17 protein-coding genes are annotated in these 26,469 nt (G+C 66.3%); 7 read left to right on the top strand and 10 right to left on the bottom strand.

Annotation, left to right across the window (positions count from 1 at the left end; genetic code table 11):
• Window positions 1-248: 248 nt before the first annotated feature.
• Window positions 249-1,574 (bottom strand): PLP-dependent aminotransferase family protein, encoded by a 1,326-nt coding sequence (locus DWF74_RS05850; protein WP_115580573.1) that lies wholly within the window; start codon window positions 1,572-1,574, stop codon window positions 249-251.
• Window positions 1,575-1,661: 87 nt separating this feature from the next.
• On the opposite strand from DWF74_RS05850, the gene DWF74_RS05845 reads away from it, so the two are divergent.
• The gene (locus DWF74_RS05845; protein ID WP_102861776.1) at window positions 1,662-2,294 is read left to right on the top strand and encodes a LysE family translocator; all 633 of its coding nucleotides are present in this window, start codon (window positions 1,662-1,664) and stop codon (window positions 2,292-2,294) included.
• 25 nt (window positions 2,295-2,319) lie between these two features.
• Window positions 2,320-2,664, top strand: a complete 345-nt coding sequence (locus DWF74_RS05840; RefSeq protein ID WP_102861775.1) for an antibiotic biosynthesis monooxygenase family protein — start codon at window positions 2,320-2,322, stop codon at window positions 2,662-2,664.
• A gap of 21 nt (window positions 2,665-2,685) precedes the next feature.
• Here the strand turns inward: DWF74_RS05840 and inhA are convergent, their stop codons facing one another.
• Window positions 2,686-3,372, bottom strand: coding sequence for an isonitrile hydratase (gene inhA / locus DWF74_RS05835; RefSeq protein ID WP_115580572.1), 687 nt, complete (start codon window positions 3,370-3,372; stop codon window positions 2,686-2,688).
• Between the two features lie 92 nt (window positions 3,373-3,464).
• Here inhA and DWF74_RS05830 point away from each other — a divergent pair, with 92 nt between their 5' ends.
• Window positions 3,465-4,448 (top strand): GlxA family transcriptional regulator, encoded by a 984-nt coding sequence (locus DWF74_RS05830; protein WP_115580571.1) that lies wholly within the window; start codon window positions 3,465-3,467, stop codon window positions 4,446-4,448.
• Between the two features lie 15 nt (window positions 4,449-4,463).
• Here DWF74_RS05830 and DWF74_RS05825 read toward each other — a convergent pair whose 3' ends face one another.
• The 7 genes from DWF74_RS05825 to DWF74_RS05790 all read right to left on the bottom strand — a co-directional run bounded on the left by DWF74_RS05825 (window position 4,464) and on the right by DWF74_RS05790 (window position 11,750).
• Window positions 4,464-6,902, bottom strand: a complete 2,439-nt coding sequence (locus DWF74_RS05825; protein ID WP_115580570.1) for an alpha/beta hydrolase — start codon at window positions 6,900-6,902, stop codon at window positions 4,464-4,466.
• A 14-nt stretch (window positions 6,903-6,916) separates the two neighbouring features.
• Window positions 6,917-8,359: a TIGR01777 family oxidoreductase gene (locus tag DWF74_RS05820; protein WP_115580569.1), complete on the bottom strand. Its 1,443-nt coding sequence runs from the start codon at window positions 8,357-8,359 to the stop codon at window positions 6,917-6,919.
• Between the two features lie 15 nt (window positions 8,360-8,374).
• Window positions 8,375-8,848 (bottom strand): hypothetical protein, encoded by a 474-nt coding sequence (locus DWF74_RS05815; protein WP_102861770.1) that lies wholly within the window; start codon window positions 8,846-8,848, stop codon window positions 8,375-8,377.
• 76 nt (window positions 8,849-8,924) lie between these two features.
• Window positions 8,925-9,830, bottom strand: coding sequence for an alpha/beta fold hydrolase (locus tag DWF74_RS05810; RefSeq protein WP_115580568.1), 906 nt, complete (start codon window positions 9,828-9,830; stop codon window positions 8,925-8,927).
• Between the two features lie 57 nt (window positions 9,831-9,887).
• Window positions 9,888-10,340: a hypothetical protein gene (locus DWF74_RS05805; protein ID WP_102861768.1), complete on the bottom strand. Its 453-nt coding sequence runs from the start codon at window positions 10,338-10,340 to the stop codon at window positions 9,888-9,890.
• 115 nt (window positions 10,341-10,455) lie between these two features.
• The gene (locus DWF74_RS05800) at window positions 10,456-10,917 is read right to left on the bottom strand and encodes a cysteine hydrolase family protein (RefSeq protein ID WP_102861767.1); all 462 of its coding nucleotides are present in this window, start codon (window positions 10,915-10,917) and stop codon (window positions 10,456-10,458) included.
• 236 nt (window positions 10,918-11,153) lie between these two features.
• The gene (locus DWF74_RS05790; RefSeq protein WP_102861766.1) at window positions 11,154-11,750 is read right to left on the bottom strand and encodes a TetR/AcrR family transcriptional regulator; all 597 of its coding nucleotides are present in this window, start codon (window positions 11,748-11,750) and stop codon (window positions 11,154-11,156) included.
• 135 nt (window positions 11,751-11,885) lie between these two features.
• Between DWF74_RS05790 and DWF74_RS05785 the strand changes: the two genes are divergently transcribed.
• From DWF74_RS05785 to DWF74_RS05775, 3 genes are all read left to right on the top strand, one after another.
• Entirely contained in the window at window positions 11,886-13,085 is a 1,200-nt protein-coding gene (locus DWF74_RS05785; protein WP_102861765.1) for an MFS transporter, read from the top strand.
• Window positions 13,086-13,285: 200 nt separating this feature from the next.
• On the top strand, window positions 13,286-14,902 hold the full coding sequence (locus DWF74_RS05780; protein ID WP_115580567.1) for a methyl-accepting chemotaxis protein: 1,617 nt from the start codon (window positions 13,286-13,288) through the stop codon (window positions 14,900-14,902).
• A 155-nt stretch (window positions 14,903-15,057) separates the two neighbouring features.
• A complete protein-coding gene (locus DWF74_RS05775) occupies window positions 15,058-15,798 on the top strand; it encodes a thioesterase II family protein (RefSeq protein WP_102861763.1) in 741 nt (246 codons plus the stop codon).
• A gap of 177 nt (window positions 15,799-15,975) precedes the next feature.
• On the opposite strand, the gene DWF74_RS05770 is transcribed toward DWF74_RS05775, so the two are convergent.
• Entirely contained in the window at window positions 15,976-16,944 is a 969-nt protein-coding gene (locus tag DWF74_RS05770) for a siderophore-interacting protein (RefSeq protein WP_102861762.1), read from the bottom strand.
• A gap of 174 nt (window positions 16,945-17,118) precedes the next feature.
• Between DWF74_RS05770 and DWF74_RS05765 the strand changes: the two genes are divergently transcribed.
• On the top strand, window positions 17,119-26,415 hold the full coding sequence (locus DWF74_RS05765) for a non-ribosomal peptide synthetase (RefSeq protein WP_115580566.1): 9,297 nt from the start codon (window positions 17,119-17,121) through the stop codon (window positions 26,413-26,415).
• The last annotated feature ends 54 nt before the right edge of the window (window positions 26,416-26,469 follow it).

The following is a 26,469-nucleotide window of genomic DNA, read 5'->3' as shown; positions in this document are numbered from 1 at the left end:
TCAGGATCAAGGAAGATCGACCATTAGCACGGATGCTGCAGACAGGAAGTCATGATGGTCTTGGAAAAAACCCGCTTCGGCGGGTTTTTTTTCGTCTGCATTTTCCAGTACCGCAGTCCTCGATAAACCCTGCAGCCGGCTTGCCGGCGAAGGGGCTGTTCAGGTCGCTTTCGCCGGCAAGCCGGCTCCTACGAATAGTGGTTGAGTTCGGCGGGTGATGTGCTGGCCGCAACCCGGAGTGCTCACGCTCAGCGGGTGACTTCGTTGCGGACTTTTACCAGGGCCTGTTCCAGCAGCGGCAGGCCAATGGAGCCCAGGGCTACCCGCAAAGCCTGGGGCACGTGAGCGGTGGTGGCGAAGGGTTCTGCCGAAGTCACCGTCACCCCCTGATGCTCCAGGGCCGACACCACGGCCTCGGCTCGCAAGCCTTCAGGCAATGTCAGCCAGAGAAAATACGACGATGGCCAGGCCTGAACATCGCAGTCCTTGAGTACCCGCCTGGCCAGCTGCTGGCGGCTGCGGGCATCGTTGCGCTTCTGCTCTTCCAGGCTGTCCACCAGCCCCGACTCGATCCAGCGACAGCCCAGGGTCACGGTCAGCGACGGGGTGCTCCAGGTCGACACGCGGATAGCCCGCTCCAGGGCCGGGATCATCTCCGGCGGCGCGACGATAAACCCCAGGCGCAATCCCGAAGCGACACTTTTCGACAGCCCGGAAATGTACAGCGTGCGCTCCGGGGCCAGGGTCTGCAGTGGCGGCGGTGCCGGTTCGGCGAGGAAAGCGTAGGCGCCGTCCTCGATCAGCAGCAGGTCATGCTCGCGGGCCAGTTGCGCCAGGCGTCGACGTTCGGCCAGGGGCATCACTGTGCCCAGTGGGTTGTGCAGGGTCGGCATGCAGTACAGCGCCCGCACCGGGCGCCGGCGGCACAGGGCCTGCAGGGCGTCGAGGTCCATCTGGCCGTTGTGTTGCGGCAGTGGTTCCAGGTCCAGGCGCTGGACCTGGGCCAGGGTCTTGAGACCCGGGTAGGTCAGGGCGTCCACCGCCAGGATATCCCCGGGCTGGAGCAGCGCCAGCAGGCTCACCGCCAGCCCCTGCTGGGCGCCGTTGACGATCAGTACCTGCTCGGCGGCGACGCGGATCTCGCGGTTGCGCAGGTGCCGCGCTGCGGTCTGGCGCTCATGGGGGCGCCCACCCTGGGGCGCGGAATGCAGCAGGGCATCCAGGTCGCCGGAGGCGGCAATCGCCCGCAGGCCCTCGCGCAGGCTTTCCGCCTGGCCGGGCAGGGACGGGTAGTTGAACGACAAGTCCACCGAGGCGGCGCCGGCGGGGTGCTGTTCCAGGCCCATGCCCCGGGGCAGGCTGGTGTCGCGGACAAAGGTGCCGCGCCCGGGCTCGCCCACCACCAGGCCGATGGCTTCCAGCTCGTGGTAGACCCGCAGCGCCGTGGCCAGTGCCACCTGCTCGCTGGCCATCAGCGCCCGAACCGTTGGTAGCTGGGTGCCTGGGCACAGCTGGCCGGCGCGGATGCGCTGGGCGAAGTGATCGACGATGGTTTTGTAGCGGGTACGGCGCATGCTCGGCCACCTTGTGTATCTAGAACACTTTTTTGTTTGTATCAGATAGGGGGCCTAATCTAGCGGCTTTTGCGCAGGAGCGCGCACATGCCGGACCTTTCCACTCTGTCGATCTTCCTGGGTGCCGTGTTGCTGTTGCTGCTGTCGCCGGGGCCCAACATGGCCTTTGTCATCAGCCATGGCGTGGCCTATGGCTGGCGCGGTGGGGTGGCGTCGGGGTTGGGGATTGGCGCGGCGGATATCGGCCTGACCCTGCTCACGGCCACAGGCGTCACCGCCGTGGTGGCCAGCTGGCCACCGGCGTTCGATCTGCTCCGCTATGCCGGGGTCGCCTACCTGCTGTGGCTGGCCTGGAAAGCCCTGGCGGGTAACGGCGCCTTGAACCTCGTCGATGCCGTCCGGGTGCCGCTGTCCACGGTGTTTGTCCGGGCCCTGTGCAACAGCCTGCTGAACCCCAAGGCGTTGTTGTTCTTCATGGTGTTCCTGCCGCAATTCGTCCGGCCGGCTCACGGCAGCATCGCCTTGCAGCTGGTAGTCCTGGGACTGTTGCTGACCCTGGTCAGCGGAATCTTTCACACCAGCCTGGGGATCTTCGGCGCGCTCCTGACACGGAGCTTCTCCGGCACGACGGCACGTTTTGCCCGGCTGCAATCCTGGCTGCTGGCGGCGGTGTTGCTGGCGCTGGCTTTGCGCCTGGCACTGTTGGCCCGGCCGGTCTGACTTATCACCTCAACGGAGTTCAAGCATGTACATCGCCGCCTTTATCTATAAGCCGGGCCAGCGGGACGAGGAGTTCCATCGCCTCAGCGCGCTGATCGACGAAATTGCCATCAGCTTGCCGGGCTTTGTCGGCGCCCAATCCTGGACCAGCGCGGATCAGGCGCTGATCAATGCCAGTTATTACTGGGAGGATGAGGCTTCGATCCAGGCCTTTGCCCGTCACCCCAGGCACCTGGAAGCCAAGCGCCAGTACCGGCGCTGGTACGCCGGTTATCAGGTGGTGATTTCCAAAGTCGAACGCACTTATGGTGACGGCGCCATTGCTCAGTTGCTGAGCAATGATCGCCATGGGCAGGTACGCCGCGCCTGAAGGGAGGAGGCGTTGCGCGGCTCAACCGGCTTGCAGTCGGGCAGCCGCCCGCAGGGTGATCTCCCGGCGCTTGTGCAGGGAGTCCGCTGCCCGGCTGCGGGCCTCTTGCACCACGCTGGCCGGGGCGGTGTCCGGGCTGCCGGCCTCGAACGGCGGCGCCGGGGCGTACTCCAGTTGCAGTTGCACCCGCTGCGCGGTGGCGGCGTCGAACAGTTCGGCGGCCAGGGTCAGGGCGAAGTCGATGCCGGCGGTAATGCCGCCGCCGGTCAGCAGGTTGCCGTCACGCACCACCCGCTCGCGCACCGGGATCGCCCCCAGGGGTGCCAGCAGTTCGTGGTAGGCCCAGTGGGTGGTGGCGCGCTTGCCCAGCAGCAGGCCGGCGGCGCCAAGCACCAGGGAGCCGGTGCACACCGAGGTCACATACCGCGCCCGGGCCGCTTGCCGACGGATGAACGCCAGGGTCTGGGGATCTTCCATCAAGGGCCCGACACCGGCGCCCCCGGGAATGCAGAGCACATCCAGGGGCGGGCAGTCGGCAAAGCCGGTGGTGGCCTGCAGCACCAGGCCGGAGCTGGCGATCACCGGCCCGGTTTCCTTCCAGAGCAGGTGCAGCTGTACGTCGGGCAGCGAGGCCAGCACGTCGTGGGGACCGGTCAGGTCCAGTTGTTGAACCTCTGGAAACAACAGAAAACCTATCTGCACTGTCATGGCCTGTTCCTTGTGTGGGTGGGGTGGACGGCTTGACTCTAGCGTTCTAGGATTTGGCGCATACGCCAACCTGCCCTCGATTTACGCCAATCATGTCCAGCTCCGCGAAAAATGTGTTTGTCCTGGCCTTCGCCAATGCCCAGTTGCTGGATGTCACCGGCCCGTTGCAGGTGTTTGCCTCGGCCAATGACCGGGCCCGTGGCCTGGGCTTGCCCTTGCCCTACAACCCCAGGGTCATTGCCAACCCGGGCGGGGCGACCCTGAGTTCATCGGGGCTGGCGCTGCTGGCCGAGGCCCTGCCGGCGCCGGAGGTGGCCTGCGACACCTTGATCATTGCCGGCGGTTGGGGCGTCTACGAGGCGGCTCGGGACCCGCAGCTGGTGGCCTGGGTCGCCCAGCGCGCAACGGCCTCGCGGCGGGTGGCCTCGGTCTGCACCGGGGCTTTTTTGCTGGCCGCCAGTGGCTGGCTGGACGGGCGCCGGGTGGTGACCCACTGGACCCGCTGCGATCAACTGGCCGAGCAATACCCGCAGTTGCGGGTGGAGCCCAATCCGATCTTTATCAACGATGGCCCGGTGTGGACCTCGGCCGGAGTCACCGCCGGTATCGACCTGGCCCTGGCCCTGGTGGAGGCCGACCTGGGGCGCGAGGCGGCGCTGGATGTGGCCCGGCAACTGGTGGTGTTTCTCAAGCGCCCGGGCGGCCAGTCGCAGTTCAGCGTGACCCTGTCGCTGCAAAACAGCGGCGGGCGTTTCGATGGCTTGCACGCCTGGATTGCCGAGAATCTCAGTCGCGAGCTGACCTTGCCGATCCTGGCCCAGCAGGCGGGCATGAGCGAGCGCAGCTTCGTCCGTCACTACCGCGCCGACACCGGCCAGACCCCGGCCCGGGCCATCGAACTGATCCGCGTGGAAACCGCCCGGCGCCTGCTGGCCGACACCGGCCTGCCGATCAAGCGCATCGCCGCCCAATGCGGTTTTGGCAGTGAAGAAACCCTGCGCCGCAGCCTGCTGCGGGCCCTGGGGGTGACGCCCCAGGCCTACCGCGAACGTTTTGCCAGCACCGAGCAGGTCTGAGCCCGGGGGCGCGGTTCAGCCTTCGACCAGGCTCAGCCGGCCGTCGCTATACAGCACTTCGCGGCCGACCCAGGCCGTGTCCACTTGCGGCAGCACCGCCGACGGCTTGCGCAGTTCCCGCAGTAGCGTGGAGCCGTGGGACAGGCGCCCACCCATGCGCGCGATCACGGCCCGGGCCGCTTGGTAGTGAGCGTGGCGCCCGGGATCGAGGGTATCTTCCAGGAGGATATCGACCCCCAGCACGCCCTGGACCTGCCCCGGATAGATCATGAAGCCCGCGGCCTGCTCGCTGCCTTCGCGGCCGTCCTGCCAGAAGCTGCCGCCGCGGCTGCGCGGCTGCTCGTGGGGGGCGAACCAGTAGCCGCGATCGGCCTCGGGCACGGCGTGGTGCAGGCGGAAAAAGATCCGCATCAGGTTGTCCCGGTACCACTCGCGCACTTGCAGGTAGTAGCCGCGCATGCCCGGCAAACCCAGGCGGTGGGCCAGGGTGATGGCCGGGCTCCAGTGCGGGAAAGCCTGCAGCGGCAACTCGGTGCAGGGCGGGCGCGGGGTGCCGGGGTCGGTTTCCCAGGGCAGGCGATGGGGGCTGTGGTCCAGGTTGTCGTAGGCGGTGGGCGGGCGCCCCAGCAGCGCGCCGCCGCTGCTGGCCAGGGCGGTGGCTATGCACAGGTTGCCCTGCACCACGAACACATAGAAACGGCTGAACCAGTCCGCCAGTTGCTGGCCGTTGGCAGCGCTCTGATGCAACTGCGCCAACTCGTCATCGAAGCGCCGCAGGCCGCGTTCCAGGGTCAGCAGATGGCCTCGGGCAACGTGCTGCATGCGCAGGAAGCGCGGCAGCGAGCGCAGCAGCCGCAGCGGGCGCAGGGGCAGCTCCGGGGTGGCGCCACCGACTTCCCCGGCGTAGCTGGAGGAGGGCAGGCCCCAGTCGGCCAGGCGCGCCAGGAACAGGTCGTTGTTGATGTAGGAAGCCCCGCCGAACACCGCGGTGAAGGGTTCGTTGTCCTGCAGCACCCGGCTGTCCCAGCGGGCCATGATCGCCGGGATACTCACCGCTGCCCGGCGCTGGCCGTACTCGACGAAGCGGCTGGGTTGCGGCGGCAGGATTTCGGCGATATTGGCTGCGGTCAGGTGCCGGCGCCAGCCGTAGTCGCTGATGGGGCGGTACTGCAGCAGCCACAGTTGCTGACCGTCCCAGGCCCATTCCACATCGCCGGGCACATAGTGGAAGACCTTCAGCACCCCTTGCAGGAAGTCCCACAAGGCACTGGCGTCGAGTCCCTGGGTGCTGGCGAAGTGGCCACTTTCCCAGGCACTGCCCAGCCGCGAGAGCACCGCCCGCTGGGGGCTGACCTGACCGTCGGCGAGGCTTTCCAGATGGCCTTCGACCCACTCCAGCTCCACCGCGAGATGACGCACGAAGGCGATCCCCGACAGGGTCGGCTGGATGAAGCGCTGCACCACCACTTCCTCGACGCCGGCGTCCCGCAGCTCGCTGATACGCGCAGGCACGTCCGTGCTGGCGACCCGCAGGTAAGTGGTGCTCAGCCCGGCATTGGCCGAGTCGGCCTGATCTTCGCCGTAGCTGGAAGAGCGTACCGCCCATAAGGCCTGCGGCTGGCTGGCGAGCAGGGCCGGCAAGCGCGGGTCGCCGGCGCTGTCCAGGGACAGGGCGCTGGGCACCGGCCGGCCGGCCAGTTCTGCCAGGCGCAGGCGGCCGCCCTTGGTGTGGGCGACGAAACCCGGGTCGCCGGACTCCAGCCAGTCGACGAACGCCGTCGGCGCATCGATCCAGGGGTAATGGCCCCAGCCCGGCTTGAGGCTGATCCGCAGGTCGGCCCGGGCCAGGATCGCCGACCAGGCCGCAGCCTGGGCCATCCCCAGCAGCCGGTCCTGGTCGCCCCAGACCAGGTGCACCGGGTCCCTGATCCACTCCAGCAGTGGCAGCGCGGTGTCGGCCCGCAGCTGTTGCCACAGCGGCACGAAAGCCCGGCAGCGGGCATAGCCCGAGCCCATGCGCTGGTATTGCTCCTGGGTCCACGGCTGGCGCGAGAACTTGCCGGCGAACAGGGTCGGTTTATGGCTGAGCAAGCCATGAATCAGCAGGCGCGCCGGCAGCGGCGACATCAGTGCCGGCAGGCGCCGTTGCCAGAGAAAGGCCCCCACCGGCGACAGCAGCACACTGCGCGAGAAATGCCCGGGGCAGCGTTGCAAGGCGTGCAGCACGATCAACGCGCTGACCCCCACCGCGACAATTCCCTGGCCCGGCTCGGTCATGCCCAGCAGGGCCTCGGCGTATTCGCCGAGGTCATTGCAAGGAGGCAGTGGATTGTCGCCAAAGCCCGGCAGTTCCAGCGGCTGCACCTGATAGCGCTGAAAGTGCGGCAGGGCATCGTCCCACCAGTCGGCGGCGCTGCCATTGCCCGCCAGCAGGTACAACAGGGGCTTGCTCATGGGCATTCCTCAGCTCAGGTCAGGTCGCGCAGGGCCGCGTCCAGGGTCGGGTAACGGAAGCGGTAGCCGGCCTGCAGCAGGCGCGCGGGCACCACCTTCTGGCCGTCGAAGAACAGCTCGGCCATTTCCCCGGCCAGGGCTCGCACCGGCGCGGCCGGCACATGCAGCCACACCGGACGCTTGAGCACCTTGCCGACGGTGGTGGCGAAGGTGCCCTGGCTCACCGCTTCCGGCGCCACCATGTTGTAGGTGCCGGACAGGGACGCGTCGTTCATCGCCCGGGCCATCACCTGCAACACGTCGTCGCGGTGCACCCAGCTCATGATCTGCTGGCCATCGCCCATGCGTCCGCCAAAGCCGAAATGGAAGGGCAGCAGCAGGGGTTTCAAGGCGCCGCCGGGACCGAACACGATGCCCAGGCGCAGCACCACCTGGCGCACGCCGAAACGGGTGGCCGGTTCCGCCGAGGACTCCCAGCGTGCGCACAGATCGGCCATGAAGCCTTCACCGCGCTCGGCGTTTTCATCCAGGCTCTGGCTGGCGTCGCGCACCCCGTAGAAGCCGATGGCCGACGCCTGGATCCACAGCTCCGGCTTGTGCTGTGCGTGTTGCAGCCAGTTGAGCAGGGCCTCGGTGGTGCCGACCCGGCTGGCCAACAGTTGCGCCTGGCGCTTGGCCGACCAGCGCGGCCCGGCCACCGGGGCGCCGGCCAGGTTGATGATCACGTCGAAGGCCTCGCCATGGCCCAGCTTGCTCAACGAGCGCAGGCAGCGGGCACGACCGTCGAACAGGTAGGCGGCGCGCAGCGGATCGCGGGCCAGCACGCTGACGGTGTGCCCGGCATCCAGCAGTTGGTTGACCAGGGTTTCACCGATAAAGCCGGTGCCACCGGTGACCAGCACCCGTTTGCCGGCACCGCCGGCAAAGGGATTGGCGCCCTGGCCCTGGCGTTGCAAGCGCAACGCCGCCAGGCCGTCACGAATCCCCGAGGCCGTCACACCGACGGCGAACAGGCTCAGGGCCCAGCCTTGCCAGCCCAGGTCGATGGGGCTCAAGGCGCTGGGCAGGCGCGACCACTCCAGCAGTTGCAGGCCGTACAGGGCGAAGAAGGCCCCGGCATTGATCGCCAGCACGGTGTGCATGATGCGTTCGATGGCCGGCAGCTTGCGGCTGCGGTCCTCGACGACGAAGTCCCACAGGGTCAGGCCGATTTCCAGGGCGAACAGCACGGCGATCACCAGCGCCCAGATGCCCTGGAACACCAGGTGGGCAATGCCCATGAACAGTACGCCGTAGAAGCACGAGCGCAGGGCATGGATTGCCAGCTCCTTGCGCGCGCCGTGGCGTTGCGGCAGGGCCACGGTGAGTTCGTGATGGTAGATCGTGTCCAGGGCGCCGAGCACGCCCTGGGCGAGCAACAGGGCGATGGCCCACTGCAGGATTGGCAAATCAGCCACGATGGTGAAGTCCTTTTACGAGGGAAGACGAGAGGTACGGCGGTCGTGGCGCTGCAGCCACAGTAACGGTGGCAGCAGCACCAGCAGGGCGAAGCTGTCGATCCACAGGTGCGCGGTCATGTTCATCTGCCACGACAGCCACATGTCCTGGGGCGCCCACAGCACGATCCCGGCCATCAGCCAGGCCCAGGCCGCCGGTGCCCGCAGGCGGTTGCCCAGGTGCACCAGGCCCAGCAGGTATAACGAATAGCTTTGCAGGGTGGCGCCGAACAGGCCCAGCCACCAGACCTGCTGGGCCCGGGCCGGCGCCGGTGCGGCGGCGCCCCAGAAGGCCTGTTCGATACTGGCCAGGTAGTCGTTGAACAGGCCGCTGTGGCCGGCCCAGGTCAGCAGCAGTCCGGCCAGCAGATGGCCGGCGCCGACAGCGTAGAGCCAAAGCACCAGGGCCCGGCGCAGGCCGGGCCGGGGGGAAGTCGTGGCGGGCAACATTCCATGTCCTGTGGGGGATCAAAGGCGCGAAGTGTACCGATTTTTCCCCGGCATGGCGTGCAGCCTGCAGCTCTTCTCAGGCGTTCTGGAGCAACTCCAGCAGCGCGTCGAGGGTGGCTTGCGGGGCTTCCTGGGGCAGGTTATGGCCGACACCGGGCAGGATACTGCGCTGATAGGGCCCGTTGAACAGGCCGATATCGGGGTCCGGCTCGGTGGCCGGGCCGACCCCGTCGTCGGCGCCACAGAGGGCGATGGTCGGCACCTGGATCGGCGGTTGTGCCTGCAACGCCTGCTCGATGCTTTCCAGGCTGGGGTCGCCGGGTACGTAGCCGAAGCGATGGCGGTAGGAATGGATCACCACTTCGACAAAGTCCGGGTTGTCGAAGGACGGCGCGCTCAGGCCATAGCACTGCGGTCCCTGCTTCCAGGTCGGCGACCACTGGCGCCACAACAGCTCGCAGAAGGCCCGACGGTTGGCCGTCAGCCCATCCACCCCGCGCTGGGTGTTGAAGTAGTACTGGTACCACAACCGGTGCTCGGTCTCTGGCGCCCTGGGTTCGCAGGCCCCGGGGATGTCCTGGATGTTGTAGCCGTCGGCGCTCATCAGGCCCTTGACCCGCTGCGGCCACAGGGCGGCGACGATGCAGGCGGCGCGACCGCCCCAGTCGTAGCCAGCGAGGGTGGCTTGGGGCAACTGCAGTGCATCCATCAGATCCAGCAGGTCCCGGGCCAGGGCGGCCTGCTGCCCGGAGCGCATGATCTGCTCGCTGACAAAGCGCGTCGGGCCGTAGCCCCGCAGGTAGGGAACGATGACCCGATAGCCGCGCTCGGCCAGGGGCGGGGCGATCTCGTCGTAGGCCCGCACGTCGTAGGGAAAACCGTGGAGCAGGATCACCGGCTCGCCAGTGGTCGGGCCGTGTGCTTCATAGGCAAGGTGCAGGCTGGGGGTCGTGACCTGATGCAGGGTGGCTGAGCTGGGCATGGTGGCTCCGGGGTTCGGTGACTTGAAACACCCTAGCTCAAAACGGTTACGGCTGATCTAGAGCGACTCGTACTGGCCGTCCTGGTCGACGTAGAACACCTCGCTGAGGTACCAGCGCTGGCCGCTGAAGATCAGGTGGTAGTGGTAATCGGCAGCAAAGCCCTCGCCGGGGCTGATTGCCCGGGTTTTCACTAGCGCGCGATCCGCGGTTCGGCTGCTGGAGAGTATCTGCTCGTACGCCGTGCCGTGGCTGGCCGGGGAACTGAAGGCAATGGGCTGGCCCTGAAAGCCCGGCAGGCAGAACTTGGTCAGCAACTGGGCGTACTCCTGCTGTGCCAGATCCATCGATTGCAGGGGCGCGTTGTCCGCTTGGCGGGCGCTGGCCCTGTCGCTCCACTGCTGATAGTCGGCAATGAATTGCCGGACCAGCGCTTCGGGTGAATCGCTGAACGAGGCGCACAAGGCGGGGTTGCAGAACAACAGGGCAAGCAGGGCGACAAATTTTTTCATGGGTGGGGAGTCACTTGCGTTTTGGTAGGCGAACGGCGCGCAGGCGCGGAGTCTAGCGCTGCTTGGCACCTGGCGTATCGATGGCCTCACACTGCCTTCGCCGGCACGCCGGCTTCTACAGTTCGTCGCTGCGGATCAGGTGCTTGAAGTGATGTCGCCACAGGTCAATACCCAGGCCGCCGCTGCGGTCCAGGGATGAACCCACCGTCAGGTCGGTAAGCAGGGTCGGCTGCAATCCGGCATCGAACAGGGCAAAGCCGGCGGCCAGCACGCAGGTGTCGGTCTGGATGCCACACACCAGCACGCGTTCGGGACAGAGGCTTTTCAGGTAGTCGAGTATCTCTGCCGTTGGCCCATAGCCGTGCTTGATGAAAACCTTATCGGCGGCCACCAGGCTCTGGTCGTCCGCCGCCGGTTGCCAGCCCAGTTGCCGGGCGAAGGGCGTGCGGCTTTCATCATGGCGTTCCACCGTGGCCACCGAGGGCATCTGTCCCAGCAGTGCGTTGATGCCTTCCACCAGCCATGGCGGTGGGTTGAAACAGGGTTGCACATCAATGATCAGCAGCACCTGATGCATGCCGTTTCTCCTTGGGGCTCGGGTGAAAAGCTCGTCAGTGTGCCGCCAGTTAACGCGTCAGGCGAGCGTCGCTGGCTGGCGCAGGCCGATGCAGTTGCCCCAGGGGTCCTGCACCTGGCAGATCCATTCACCGCCTTGATCGGAGAGTCGGGCATGGGGCCAATTCCGTTTCTGGCGGGCACAAAGGGCTGAGCGCTTCGGTCAGCACCGGAGCCGGGCTCAGGGTGTCAGAGCGTTCAGTTCGGTTGCTGCCGCCGCAGCCCGCGCAGCAGCAGCTCAAGCCCCTGCAGCGACTCATCGAGGCGGGCCTCAGGCTGCTCGGCGGCGGCAATCCACAGTGCGGCCTCCACCAGGCTGCCGTTGATCAATCGCGCCAGGGCCTGGGGCGACGCCGGTTCGATCACCTGCTCCTGGATCAGCCGGCTCAGCAGGGCACCAAGGGTGTCGATGCACTGATCCTCGCCGGCCTGGGTGACGTCCCCCAGCACCGCCCGTGCGTCTTGCAGGACGATGCGCTGGATTTCCGGCTCCAGCGCCATCTCCAGATAGGCCTGGCAACGCTGGCAGAAAGCCTCCCAGGGATCGGCAACCTCGCTGGAGATGGCCTCCAGGCGTTGATCCATTTCCCCGTCGATCTGTTCCACCACCGCCGCCAGCAACCCCTGCTTGTCGCCGAAGTGGTGATACAGCGCGCCGCGGGTCAGTCCGGCTTCGGCGGTCAGGTCGTCCATGGACGTCTTGGCATAGCCCAGGCGGGCAAAGGCCTGGCGCGCGCTGGCAATCAGCCTGGCGCGGGTGGCTTCGATCATCTCGGCGCGAGGGCGGCGGCTCATGAACACAGTTCTCCAACAAAGGGTGGGTTGACATACGCGGCGTATGTTTACATGATTTTTGACATACGCGGCGTATGTATTTTTACTGCGCGAGCACTTTGTGGCAAGTTGCAGCCCCCCAAGGAGTCGTTGTAAATGGCAAACCCCTATCGCGAACTGTTCAAGGCCCCCGGCAGTCGGGCGTTCGTCCTGGCCGGCATGATCGCGCGCATGCCGATCTCCATGACCGGCATCGGCCTGATCACCATGCTCGCGCAGCTCCATGGCGGTTATGCCCTGGCCGGTTCCGTGGCGGCCACCTTTGCCTTGGCCACGGCCTTCTGCGCGCCCCAGGTGTCACGCTGGGTGGACCGCTTCGGCCAGGGCAGGGTGCTGCCCCTGGCCGCGGGCCTTGGAGGCGGTGCCTTGCTGGCGCTGCTGCTGTGCACGCGTTTGCAGGCCCCGCACTGGACTCTGTTCATCTGCGCCGCCCTGGCCGGTTGCATGCCCAGCATGTCGGCCATGGTCCGCGCCCGCTGGACCGAGCTGTACCGTGGCCAGCCGCAGTTGCAGACCGCCTACGCCCTGGAGTCGGTGCTCGATGAGGTCTGCTTCATCATCGGTCCCCCGGTGTCGGTGGGCCTGTGCGTGGGGCTGTTCCCCGAGGCCGGGCCCCTGGCCGCGCTGTTGATGCTGGCCCTGGGGGTCAGTGTGTTCGTCATGCAGAAAAGCACCGAGCCGCCGGTGCACCCCCACGAGGAGGGGCATGCGGGCTCGATCATTCGCTCCGCTGAAATCCGCCTGTTGATCCTGTTGATGGTGGCCATGGGCACCATAGTCGGCGTGGTGGATGTGGTCAGCGTGGCCTTTGCCCAGCACCAGGGGCAGCCGGCGGCGGCGAGCATCGTGCTCTCGGTGTACGCCATCGGCTCGTGCCTGGCGGGCATTGCCTTCGGCGCGCTGAAACTGGCCACGCCCTTGCCCCGGCTGTTCATGTACGGCGGTATCGCCACGGCCCTGGCCACCTTGCCGCTGCTCTGGGCGAGCAATGTCTTTGGCCTGTCCCTGGCGGTGTTCGTCGCCGGGCTGTTTTTCTCCCCGACCCTGATTGTCGCCATGGCCCTGGTGGAGCGCATCGTGCCCCCGGCCAAGCTCACCGAGGGCCTGACCTGGCTGGTCACCGGCCTGAGCATTGGCGTGGCCCTGGGGGCAGCGGGGTCCGGGTTCCTGGTGGACCATTTCGGCGCCCGCAGCGGCTTCTGGCTGGCCCTGGGCGGCGGCGCGGTGGTGCTGGGGGCGGCGTTGCAGAGCTATCGACGCCTGATGCGCGATGCGCCTGAGCCGGATGCCACCTGAGTCCGACGTCAGCTGAATCCGACGTCGCCTCAAAACCACCAGCAAGCGTGCGGCCTGAGCGGGCGCCTCCTGCCGGCGTGCGCCCGAGCGTGGACGGTGCGTTCATCCGGCCAGGCGAGGGGGGTATTTCCCGACCATACTTGCCCCACGTTGCCTGACCTGTGCGTCGCGGCCGCGTTTTTTCTGGCCGGGGATTGCACATGAACTATTTCAGCATACGAGCACGGCTCATCGTTCTTATCGTTCTGATGCTGGTGGGCAGCCTGGCGATAGGGGTTTCGGGTCTGCTGGGGGTAGAGGGGGTCCTGGGGCGGCTCAACAGCGTCTATCTGGATCGTGTGGTGCCCTTGCGGGACTTGAAGCAGGTGGCTGATCTGTACGCGGTGAATATCGTCGACAGCAGCCACAAGGCCCGCAATGGCAGCTTGTCATTCAAGGAAGCTCGGCAGCGGGTGGAGGAGGCCGAGCAGCAGATCGCGGACATCTGGAAGGCCTACAAGGCCACGTTGCTGATCGATGAAGAGGTGCGCCTGATCGAGCGCATCGAGCCCTTGATGGCCCAGGCCAAGCAGCCATTGCAGAAGCTCAAGACCTTGCTCGGCAGCGAAGACAAGGCCGGCTTGGCGCTGTTCACCGCCCAGGAACTGTATCCGGTGATTGATCCGCTGTCAGAGGACTTCAATCAACTGATTGCCGTGCAACTGCAGGAGTCGTCTCGCAGTTACGAACAGGGCAAGCGGGTCTACGAGAACAATGTGCTGTTCACCTGGGGACTGCTGCTGATTCTCCTGTGTGGCGGTGGCGGCTTTGCGTGGTTGCTCAGCCGCAGCATTACCCAGCGTTTGGATGGCCTGCAAAAGACGGTGGCCCGCACCGCCTCGGGGGATTTGCGTGAGCCGGTGAAGGTCGCCGGTCGCGACGAGATCAGTCAGGTTCAGCTGTCGCTGCAGAGCATGCAGAACACCTTGCGCGATACCTTGCAGGCGATTCAGGCCAGCGCTACGCAATTGCACAAGCAAGCCCAGGGGCTGCGTGTGACCGCGACCAGCAACAAACAGGGCATCAGCCAGCAGAACCAGGAAATCGAGCTGGCCGCGAAAGCGGTCAACCAGATGTCCCTGGCGGTGGATCAGGTCGCTCGCAACGCCAACCTGACCTTCGACTCCACCCGTGATGCGCAGCGCGAGGCCCGTTCAGGGCGTGAACAGGTGGGGCAGACCTGCCTCACCATCGAACAGCTGGGACAGCGGTTGCAGACGACCTCGGGCACCATCACGCGGCTGGCCGATGAAGTGTTGTCCATCAGCCGAGTGCTGGAAGTGATTCGCGCCATTGCCGAACAGATCAACCTGCTGGCCCTCAATGCGGCCATCGAGGCCGCCCGGGCAGGCGAGCAGGGGCGAGGGTTTGCCGTCGTCGCCGACGAAGTACGAGCGCTGGCGCAACGCACCCAGAGCTCCACTGCGGAAATCGAAGGCATGATCACCTCCGTTCAGGCCACCAGCCGTGAGGCGGTGCAGGCGATGGTCGCGAACAATGAGTATGTCGAGCGCAGCAATGCGAAGGCGTTGGAGGCTGACGGGGTGCTGGCGCAGATTGCCGAGCGCATCGTTCAGATCAACGAAATGAACCAGGCAATTGCCAGCACCGCAGAGCAACAGGCGCAGGTTTCCCGGGAAGTCGATCAGAATCTGCTGGCGATTCGCGACGTGGCGGTACACAACGTCGACAGCGCGGCACAGACTTCCAGCGTCAGCGACCAGTTGGCGAGCCTGGCGGGAGACCTGCATGGCCAGGTCCAGCGCTTCCAGCTATGAGCACCTTGGACCGGCTCGCCACGCTTACGCGGCGTCGCAGACAACCGGTTAGCGCCGGCCCATGGGTTGCCGTCCGCTTGCCGGGGGCGAGCGCGTCCTAATTTCTCCGCCTTGCACTGCGTTTCCTTAACAGATCATCTGTCGAGGGATAAACCGTGACCCAATTGAACCTGCTGTGCCTGCCGTATTCCGGCGCCAGCGCCATGGTCTACAGCCGCTGGCGGCGCAAGCTGCCTCAGTGGCTGCACCTGACACCCGTGGAACTGCCCGGGCGCGGCGCCCGTTACACCGAGCCCCTGCACACCGACATGCGGGTGCTGGCGATGCAGCTTGCCCGGGAACTCCAGAGCACGTTGCGCGCGCCCTATGCCCTGTTCGGCCACAGCCTGGGGGCCTTGCTGGCCTGTGAGCTGGCCCACGCCCTGCGCGCCCTGGGGTGTCCGGAACCGGTGGCGCTGTTCGCTTCCGGGACAGCGGCACCGACCTTGCGCAGCGAATACGACCGAGGGTTTGCCGAGGCCAAGACTGACCAACAGCTGATCGAGCAGTTGCGTACCCTCAATGGCACCAGCGAAGAGGTGCTGGCCAACCAGGAACTGATGAGCCTGACCTTGCCGATCCTGCGGGCCGACTTCCTGCTGTGCGGGCGTTTTCGCCCGCTGCAGCGCCCGTTGCTCAATTGCCCGGTGCATGTGCTGGGGGGCACGACCGACCGCGCCACCAGCGAACAACTGATTGGCTGGAGCCAGGAAACCTGCGGCAGCTTTTCCGTGGACATGCTCGCGGGCGGGCACTTCTTCATCCACGAGCAGGAAACCAAGGTGCTGAGCCTGATCAAGGGCCACCTGGAAGTGCATCGCCGGCGCCACCTGCAACCGGTAGCCGCGCTTTCCTAGCGGCTACAGACATGCTCCCTGTAGCCGCTGCCGCAGGCTGCGCACGGCCCGCAGGGACGCAAAAAACCTGAGGGCTCCAAAGGTTCGACTGGCGATCGCCAAGCAAGGGCCTTCGGGCCTTTGCGCAGCTTCGCGGGCTCGGCAGCGGCTATAGGGAATAGGGGGCGGTTGGTGGGCTCAACCCAGGGACATACCCAGGCGCCAGTAACCCATCAGGGTCAGGTTGCGCCGTTCCTGGCCGCGCTCGTTGATCAGATGGCGGCGGATGCTCATCACCGTCGCCGACTCGCCGGCTATCCAGGCATAGAAATGGTTGTCTGCTGGCGCTGCGGTGTCCCAGAGCCGTTGCGCGTCGTGGCGCTCGGAAACCTTGAGCGGCCGGCGGCCACCGTTGGGCGGTGGCAGCTCGGCCAGCTCCCGGGCGGCATGGAGCAGGGTTTCACCGTGTTGGGCATTGAGCACGTCCCGAGGCAGCCAGTTGACCCGGGTCTGCGGATTGCAGCGCAGGTCGATGCAGTCGCTTTCGCAGGGCACCTCGATGAACACCTGCACGTCCGGGTAATCCGGGTAATCCTGCAACTCCTCCAGAATCCCGGCGATGGCGGGCAAGGCGGTTTCATCGCCCATCAGCAGCACCTTGCCAATCCCCGCCGGCGGCAGCCACTCATAACCGCCGGGGTCGCCGCTGTAGGCCTTGTTCGGCACCACCATCTGCAGGCGGTCGCCGGGCCGGGCGTGGGTGGCCCAGGCAGAGGCCGGGCCGTTGACCCCGTGCAGCACGAAATCCACATCCATCTCTGCCGGCTGCATGCGCAAGGCACGAATGGTGTAAGTGCGCATCGGTGGCTGCTGCTCGGCCGGCAACTGGCGCCGGGCCGCTTGCCAGTCGCCTTCCACCGGTAATTGCGCAGGCGTGCCGTCGGCCCCGGGAAACAGCAGCTTGATGCGCTGGTCCGGGGCCAGGGTGCGGGCCTGGGCGATGTCCTCGCCGCCGAACACCAGGCGGGTCATGGAGGGGCTGAGGTCGATGCGTTGCTTGAGTTCGACGTTGATCAGCCGGTAGCTCCGGGGTTGTTGGGCGCCGGCACCTACCAGCTTGCGCAAGCCATTTGCCAGTGAGCTGGCCAGGGAAGTGGCTGAGGACATGATCGCGACCTTATTAAGGGGAAGGTCCTGATTTGACGAGCCGCAAGCGCTGGAATTTACCGTGCAAGCCCTGATCTGCCTGTCGCGCAGGGGGTTAATTTTTCACCAGGCCCATCCGTTTCGTAGGGATAGCCGAGCCAACGCTCGATACCCAACATGTACGGATGAATCCAGATGAACGCTGAAAAGTCCCTGAAACTTGCACGCCGATTTATCGAGCTGCCGCTGGAGAAGCGCCGGTTGTTCCTCGATAGTCTGCGGGCGGAAAATATCGACTTTTCGTTGTTTCCAATCCCTGCCGACGTGGCCGTGGAGGACCGTCAGGAACTGTCCTACGCCCAGCGGCGCATGTGGTTCCTGTGGCAGCTGGACCCCGAGAGTGGCGCCTACAACCTGCCGGGGGCGGTGCGTCTGACGGGGGCGCTGAATCACCAGGCGCTGGAGCAGGCATTCGCCGCCCTGGTGGCGCGCCACGAGACCCTGCGCACGGTGTTCAAGCGCCACGCCGATGATCGCCTGGAACAGGCTGCGGCAGAGGTCGAGCTGGCCGTGCAATACCTGGATCTGAGTGCAACCGACGCATCGGAACAGGAGCAGGCGGTGGCGGCACAGGCGCAGCAGCAGTCGCTGCTGCCGTTCGACCTGGCAACCGGTCCGTTGCTGCGGGTCAAGCTGATCAGGCTGGCCGCCGAGGAGCACGTGTTGCTCCTGACCTTGCACCATATCGTCTCTGACGGCTGGTCGATGAACGTGCTGATCGACGAGTTCATCCGTTGCTACGACGCCTTCGAACGGGGCGATCAGCCGCAACTGCCGGCGTTGCCAATCCAGTACAGCGACTATGCCTTGTGGCAGCGGCGCTGGCTGGAGGCAGGGGAGCAGGCACGGCAGCTGGAGTACTGGCAGGCGCAGTTGGGGAGCGAGCATCCGGTGCTGGAACTGCCCACTGACCATGGACGCCCGGCGATGCCCAGCTACCGTGGCACCCGCTATGACTTCGCCGTGGCGCCGGAGTTGGCCGAGCAACTGCGGGCTTTGGCCAAACAGCACAATGTGACCCTGTTCATGCTGTTGCTCGGCGCCTTCAATGTGCTGCTGCACCGTTACAGCGGCCAGGACGACATTCGCGTCGGCGTACCCATCGCCAACCGCAACCGCGCCGAGGTCGAAGGCCTGATCGGCTTTTTCGTCAACACTCAGGTGCTGCGCACCCAGCTCACCGGCCAGATCCGGGTCAGCGAACTGCTGCAGGCCGTCAAAGAGGCGGCGCTGGGTGCCCAGGCTCATCAGGACCTGCCGTTCGAGCAACTGGTTGAAGCCTTGAAGCTGGAGCGCAACCTGAGCCACACACCGCTGTTCCAGGTGATGTACAACCACCAGCCCCAGGTGGCGGATATCAGCACGGTACAGACAGCGTCCGGGCTGGAGCTGAGCCTGGTGCAATGGCAGAGCCGCACCACCCAGTTCGACCTGACCCTGGACACCTACGAGAAGTCCGGCAAGCTGCACGCCGCCCTGACCTACGCCGAAGACCTGTTTGACGCTGACACCATCGCACGCATGGCGCGGCATTGGACCGCACTGCTGCAAGGCATGCTGGAGGATGCCGAGCAGCGCATCGGCGAGTTGCCGATGCTCGATGCCCGGGAGCGCCAGACCCTGGTGCACGATTGGAACGCCACGGCGCAGGCTTACCCCACCGGGTTGAGCATGCCGCAACTGATCGAAGCTCAGGTCCGGCGTACCCCCGACGCCTGCGCCTTGGTGTTCGGCGAGCAGCAACTGAGCTACGCCGAACTGGATGCCCGAGCCAACCGGCTGGCCCGCTTGCTGCGTGAACTGGGTGTGGCGGCGGATGTGCTGGTGGGCATCTGCATCGAACGCTCCATCGAAATGGTCGTGGGCCTGCTGGCGATCCACAAGGCCGGTGGCGCCTACGTGCCCCTGGACCCGGAATACCCCCGGGACCGCTTGGCCTACATGATCGAGGACAGCGGCATCCGCCTCTTGCTGAGCCAGCGTTCGCTGCTGCCGCTGCTGGATTTCCAAGCCGATGCAGAGGCGCTCAAGGTCATCCTCCTGGACCAGGATCAGGACGCGCTGCTGGCTTATGACAGCGGCCCGCTGGAGACGCCGGTCGACCCGCTGAACCTGGCCTATGTGATCTACACCTCGGGTTCCACCGGTAAGCCCAAGGGGGCTGGCAACAGCCACGCGGCGCTGGTCAACCGTCTGTACTGGATGCAGCAGGCCTATGGCCTGGACGCCAGTGACGCGGTGCTGCAGAAAACCCCGTTCAGCTTCGACGTCTCGGTCTGGGAATTTTTCTGGCCGCTGATGACCGGTGCCCGGCTGGTGGTGGCGGCCCCGGGGGCCCACCGTGAGCCGGCGCGCCTGATCGACACCATCATCGACCACGGCATCAGCACCCTGCACTTTGTGCCCTCGATGCTCCAGGCCTTCATCCATGAGCAGGGCGTGTCGGCCTGCGCCAGCCTCAAACGCATCGTTTGCAGTGGCGAGGCCTTGCCCCTGGATGCCCAGCAGCAGGTCTTCGCCCGATTGCCGGGCGCTGGCCTGTACAACCTCTACGGCCCGACCGAGGCGGCGATCGACGTCACCCACTGGACCTGTGTCGACGAAGGCGCAAGCAGCGTGCCGATTGGCCAGCCGATCGCCAACCTGCGTACCCATGTCCTGGATGCCCAGTTGCAACCGGTACCGGCGGGTGTTGCCGGTGAGCTCTATCTGGGCGGCCTCGGGCTGGCTCGCTGTTATCACCGGCGCCCGGCCCTGACCGCCGAGCGCTTTGTACCTTGCCCCTTCCACCAGGGGGCGCGGCTGTATCGCACCGGCGACCGGGTGCGCCAGCGGGCCGATGGGGTGATCGAATACCTGGGCCGCCTGGACCATCAGGTCAAGCTGCGGGGCCTGCGTATCGAGCTGGGTGAAATCGAAGCCCGGCTGATGCAGCACCCGAGCGTGCGCGAGGCCGTGGTGCTGGTGCAGAACGCCAAGCACCTGGTGGCGTATCTGGTGTTGCAAGAGGGCGCCCAGGCCCAGGGGTGGACCGACGAACTCAAGGCCTGGCTGGCCAGCAGCCTGCCGGAGTACATGGTGCCCCATCACCTGCTGGCCCTGGATCGCTTGCCGGTGACCGCCAACGGCAAGCTCGACCGCAAGGCCTTGCCGCTGCCCGAGACGGCGCCGCAACTGGCCTATGTGGCCCCGGAGAACGCCATGCAGAAGGCCCTGGCGGGCATCTGGTGCGATGTGCTGGGGCTCGCTCAGGTAGGCCTGGACGATAACTTTTTCGAGCTTGGCGGTGATTCGATCATCTCGATCCAGGTGGTCAGTCGCGCCCGTCAGGCCGGGGTCCGTCTGGCGCCCCGGGACCTGTTCCAGTACCAGAGCGTGCGCAGCCTGGCCCAGGTCGCGGTCCTCGACGATCAGCCGCAGATCGACCAGGGACCAGTGACCGGTGAGGTGCCGTTGACCCCGGTACAGCACTGGTTCCTGGCTCAGGAGGTGCCTCGACCGGGGCACTGGAACCAGTCGTTGCTGCTGGACCCGCGCCAGCCCTTGCAGCCAGCGCTGTTGCAGGTGGCGTTGTTGCAGGTGGTCAATCATCACGATGCCTTGCGCCTGCGCTTTGTCGGCACGCAGCAGGGTTGGCAGCAGGCCTATGCCGAGCCTGCCAGCCACTTCGACCTGTGGCAGTGCCGGGTCGAGCATGACCAGGCCCTGGCGGCAGTGTGCGACGAGGCCCAGCGCAGCCTGGACCTGCAAGCCGGCCCCCTGGTACGCGCGGTCCTGGTGGAGCACGAGTCGGGTCGCCAGCAACTGTTGCTGGTGATCCACCACCTGGTGGTGGATGGGGTGTCCTGGCGGGTGCTGCTGGAGGACCTGCAACAGGCCTACCGGCAGTTGGCGGAGGCTCAGACGGTGCAACTGCCACCCAAGACCAGTGCCTATCAGGCCTGGGCCCGGCGCTTGCGGGAGCATGCGCCGCAGCGCGAGACCGAACTGCCGTACTGGCTGGCGCAGCAGAGCGGAGCCGGCGACTTGCCCTGTGACAACCCAGCGGGCGGCCTGCAGAACCGTCATGGCCGCAAGATCGAGTCGCGACTGGATGTGGGGCTGACCCGCAAACTGCTGCAACAGGCTGTGAGCGCCTATCGCACCCAGGTCAACGACCTGCTGTTGACCGCCCTGGCTCGCGTACTGTGCCGCTGGACCGGGCAGGCTTCGGCCCTGATCCAGTTGGAAGGGCATGGTCGCGAGGACCTGTTCGACGATCTGGACCTGACCCGCACCCTGGGCTGGTTCACCAGCCTGTACCCGGTGCGCCTGCAGCCGGCCGAGCAAGCTGGGGCTGCAATCAAGGGGATCAAGGAGCAACTGCGCGCGATCCCCGGCAAGGGGCTGGGCTACGGCTTGCTGCGCTACCTGGGCAGCCCGGCCCAGCGTCAGGCGCTGGCGGCATTGCCGCAGCCACGGATCACCTTCAACTACCTGGGCCAGTTCGATCGCCAGTTCGATGAGCAGGCGTTGTGGACGCCGGCCAGCCAGAGCAGCGGGCAGGCTCAGGACCCACAGGCACCCCTGGCCAACTGGCTGACCCTGGAAGGCCAGGTCTATGGCGGCGAACTGGCGTTGCAGTGGGGCTACAGCGAGGAAATGTTCAGCGACTCCAGCATCCAGCGGCTGGCCGATGACTACCTCGCCGAGCTGCGCCTGCTGATCGAGCACTGCTGTGGGCTGGATCAGGCCCAAGCTACGCCTTCGGACTTCCCGCTGGCACGGATCTCCCAGCAACAGCTCGACGCGCTGCCGGTGCCGGCGGTTGCCATCGAGGACCTGTATCCGCTGACGCCGATGCAGCAGGGCATGCTGTTCCATACCCTCTACGAGTCCCAGGAACAGGCCTACATCAACCAGTTGCGCCTGGACATCCACGGCCTTGATCCCCAGCGCTTTGCCGATGCCTGGCAGAGTGCCCTGGATCGCCACCCTATCCTGCGCAGCAGCGTGCACTGGGAAGGGCTGGACAGCGCCCATCAGTTGGTCAGGAACCGGGTCAAGGTGCCGTTGCAGGTACTGGCATCGGCCCCGGCGGATCTCGATCTACTGGCCGCGCAAGAGCGTTCCCGGGGGTTCGAGCTGGATCGGGCGCCCTTGCTGCGCCTGCTGCTGGTGCCCATCGCCGACAACCACTGGCACCTGATCTACACCTGCCACCACCTGCTGCTCGATGGCTGGAGCAATGCCAGCCTGCTGGCCGAAGTGATCCAGTTGTACGGCGGCGCTCGCTTGCCGGCGCCCCAAGGCCGCTATCGCGACTACCTGGGCTGGTTGCAGCAGCAGTCGGCCCCGGCTGCACAACAGTTCTGGAGCGAGCGCCTGCACGCCATGGACTCGCCGACCTTGCTCGCCGACGGGGTGCGCAAGCCGGTGTCGGGCAGCGGCCATGGGCAGCACCTGGAAGGGTTCGACCAGGCGCTGACACAACGCCTGGGCAGCTTTGCCCGGCAGCAGAAGGTCACCCTGAACACTGTGCTGCAAGCCGCCTGGGCGCTGTTGCTGCAGCGTTATTGCGCGCAGCAGTGCGTGATCTTCGGTGCCACCGTGGCGGGGCGTTCGGCGCCGCTGCCGGGTATCGAGCAGCAGTTGGGGCTGTTCATCAATACCTTGCCGATCATTTGCCAGCCACGTTCGCAGTGCAGCGTGGGGCAATGGCTTGAGCAGATGCAGGCGCTCAATCTGGGCTTGCGCGAACACGAGCACGTGCCGCTCTACGAGATCCAGGGTTGGGCCGGGCACCAGGGCGCCCCCTTGTTCGACAGCCTGCTGGTGTTCGAGAACTTCCCCGTGGCCCAGGCCCTCAAGGAGGGGGCTCCGGCCGGGCTGCAGTTCTCCGGCCTGGCCAACCACGAGCAGACCAGCTATCCGCTGACCCTGGGCATCGAGTTGGGCGAGCACCTGAGCCTGGACTTCAGCTATGACCGCAGTCGTTTCAGTGCCGATCAGGTCCAGGGCTTCTGTGCCCAGTTGCGGCATTTGCTGCTGCAGTTCATGGCCGATCCCGACGCGGCCCTGGGGGGCTTGCAGTTGTTGAGCGAACAGGCGCGCCAGGACTTGCTGCAGCACAGCCAGCTGGCCGAGGTGGTGCCCGCCCAGGCGCCGCTGGTGCACCAGCGGATCGCCGCGCAGGCGGCGGCCACGCCCGAGGCGCTGGCGCTGGTGGTCGATGGCGAGCAACTGGACTATGGCCAGTTGAACGCCCAGGCCAACCGCCTGGCCCATTGCCTGCAAGCCCAGGGGATTGGCCCGGGGGATCGGGTCGGCCTGGCACTCAAGCGCGGCCCGCAACTGATCGTCAGCCTGCTGGCGGTGCTCAAGAGTGGCGCGGCCTATGTGCCCCTGGACCCGCAATACCCGCAAGAGCGTCTGGCGTTCATGATTGCCGACAGCCGCCTGAGCCTGCTGCTCAGCGACACCGGCACCTGGGCCGCGCCGCTGCTGCCCGACAGCGTGCTGCATTGGGATCTGCCGAGCCTGGCGCAACGCTTGAGCCATTGCTCCAGCGCCGATCCGCTGAACCGCGCCTGCCCGCAAGACCTGGCCTATGTGATCTACACCTCGGGCTCCACCGGGGTCCCCAAGGGCGTGGCCATCGATCACCGGGCCTTGTCGGCGTTCTGCGAAGCGGCGGCGGATTATTCGGCGCTCACCGCCACCGACAAGGTGCTGCAATTCGCTACCTTCAGCTTCGACGGTTTCGTCGAGCAGTGTTACCCAGCCCTTTGCCTCGGCGCGGCCCTGGTGATGCGCGGCGACGAGCCCTGGGCCGTCGAGCAACTGGCGGCGGTGATCGTCAGCCAGGGCGTGACCCTGGCCGACCTGCCGGCGGCTTACTGGCACTTGCTGGCCAAGCAGTGCATGGCCGACGGTATCCGCAGCCTGGGGCGCCTGCGCCAGGTGCATGTCGGCGGCGAGGCGATGTCGGTGGAGGGCTTGCGCCTGTGGCACGCCGCCGGGCTTGGGGGGGTACGCCTGCTCAATACCTACGGCCCGACCGAGGCCACCGTGGTCTCCAGTGTCCACGACTGCCGGGAGCAGGATGCCAGCGAGGTCTACGGCATCCCGATCGGCCAGCCGATCATCGGCCGCGCCCTGCGGATCATCGACGGCGACCTCAATCTGCTGCCCGAAGGCGGCACCGGGGAGCTGTGCATCGGTTCTGCGTCGAGCCTGGCCCAGGGGTATTTTGACCGGCCGGGACTGACCGCCGAGCGCTTCATTCCCGACCCCTTTGCCGGTCAGCCCGGCGCCCGGCTGTATCGCAGTGGCGACCTGGCGCGTTACAACCCGCAAGGGGCGATCGAGTACATCGGCCGCATCGATCATCAGGTGAAGATCCGCGGCTTCCGCATCGAACTGGGGGAAATCGAGGCGCGCCTGTCGGCTCGGCCAGATGTGCGTGAGGCGGTGGTGCTGGCCGTGCCGGCCAACAACGGCATGCAACTGGTGGCCTATGTGGTGCCCTCTGCGTTGCCTGGGGATACCGACGACGGCCTGGGCGATGCTCAGGCACAGGCCGAGCGTTGCGCGCTGATCAAGGCCGGGCTCAAGGAAACGCTGCCGGATTACATGTTGCCCAGCCACGTGCTGCTGTTGCCGCGCCTGCCCCTCAACCCGAACGGCAAGCTGGACCGCAAGGCCCTGCCCAAGCCGGACTTGAGTGCCTTGCAACAAGCCTATGTGGCCCCGCACAGCAAACTGCAGCAGCAGGTGGCGGCGATCTGGCAGAGCGTGCTCGAAGTCGAGCGGGTCGGCCTGCAGGACAACTTCTTCGCCCTGGGCGGGCACTCGTTGCTGGCCACCCAGGTCATCAGCCGGGTGCGGCATGAGCTGGGCTTGCAGGCCGCGCTGCGGACCCTGTTCGATGCGCCCGACCTGCAAGCCTTTGTCGCCGCCCTGGGCGCCACTGAGGCTCCGGAGGCGGCCCCGGCCTTGTGCCGGGTGGATGACTCGCGGCCACAGCCGTTGTCCTTTGCCCAGCAGCGCTTGTGGTTCCTCTGGCAGTTGGAGCCGCAGAGCTCGATGTACAACATCGCCCGGGCCCTGGAGTTGCGTGGCGAGCTGGACATCGAGGCGGTGCGGCAAGCCTTCAAATCACTGATGCAGCGGCATTCGGTATTGCGTACCACCTACAGCGAGGTCGAAGGCGAGAGCTGGCAGCACGTCCATCGCCACCTGCCGCTGTCGTTCGTGTTCGATGACCTGTGCGCCTTGCCAGTGGCCGAGCGCGAGACCATGGCCCAGCAGCAGTTGCAGCAACAGGCCGCGGAGCCCTTCGACCTGATCGCCGGCCCGCCGATGCGTGTACGCCTGCTGCGGCTGGAGCCGCAACGGCACCTGCTGCTCATGACCCTGCACCACATCGTCGCCGACCATTGGTCGTTCGGCATTCTGCCGACCGAGTTCGTAAGCCTGTATCACGCCCATCGGACCGCCACGGCCAGCCCGTTGCCGGAGCCGGCCCTGCATTACGTGGACTTCGCTGTCTGGCAGCGCCAATGGCTCGAAGGCGGTGAGCTGCAGCGTCAGCTCGATTACTGGCGTGATGTCCTGGGCGATGACCATCACCTCACGCGCTTGCCCGCCAGTGCCACGGTGCAGCCAGGGCAGACGCCGTCACCCTTGTGCGATCTCCACGAGTTCCATTTTTCGGCGGCTCAGAGCCAGGCGCTGCGCGCCTTTGCCAGTGCCCAGGGGGTGACGTTGTACATGCTGCTGCTGGCAGGTTTTGCCCTGGTGGTGGGGCAGCGCAGCGACAGTTCGCGGGTGCGTCTGGGGACCGATATCGCTAACCGCAATCACGCCGGCGTTGAAGATCTGGTGGGCTTCTTCGTTAACCAACTGGTATTGCAGATAAGTGTCGAGGAACAACAGTGCGTCAGCGACTTGCTGCAGGTGACACGGAGCACGGTCATCGGTGCTTCGGATCACCAGGACCTGCCTTTCGAGCGCCTGGTGGAGGCGCTGCGGGTGGTCCGGCGCGCCGGTCGTTCGCCGTTGTTCAGCATCAAGTTCATCTATCAGGAAAGCCTTGATCAGCCCTTGTCGATCGACGGCCTGGACGTGCAGCCGGTGGCTGCCGGCAGGGCTGCCGCGGAGCTGGACCTGGTGGCCGAGTTCGTCAATGCGCCCCAGGGCATCTACCTCGGCCTGAAGTGCGATGCCGGGCTCTACACCGCCGCGGACATGGCGTGCCTGTTCGAGCAGTTGCAGGCGGTGTTCGAGCTGATGGTGGTCGATACCCAGGCGCCGTTGGCGGCGTTGCTGAACCAGGCACGGGATATCCAATACCTGCGCGAGCGAGACCAGTTGCAACAGCGCCAGGCCCTGCTCAAGCAACAGCACCCGATTCAGCGGCGCCGTCCAGGACGGGTGCCGGTCGAGTGAAGCCATATTGAACAATCATGCAGGCGCGTGCGATCGCCGCGCCTGATACCGCGA

It is taken from the genome of Pseudomonas protegens, assembly GCF_003363755.1.
Lineage (GTDB): Bacteria > Pseudomonadota > Gammaproteobacteria > Pseudomonadales > Pseudomonadaceae > Aquipseudomonas > Aquipseudomonas danubii.
This window is presented reverse-complemented; position numbering and strand designations above follow the sequence as displayed.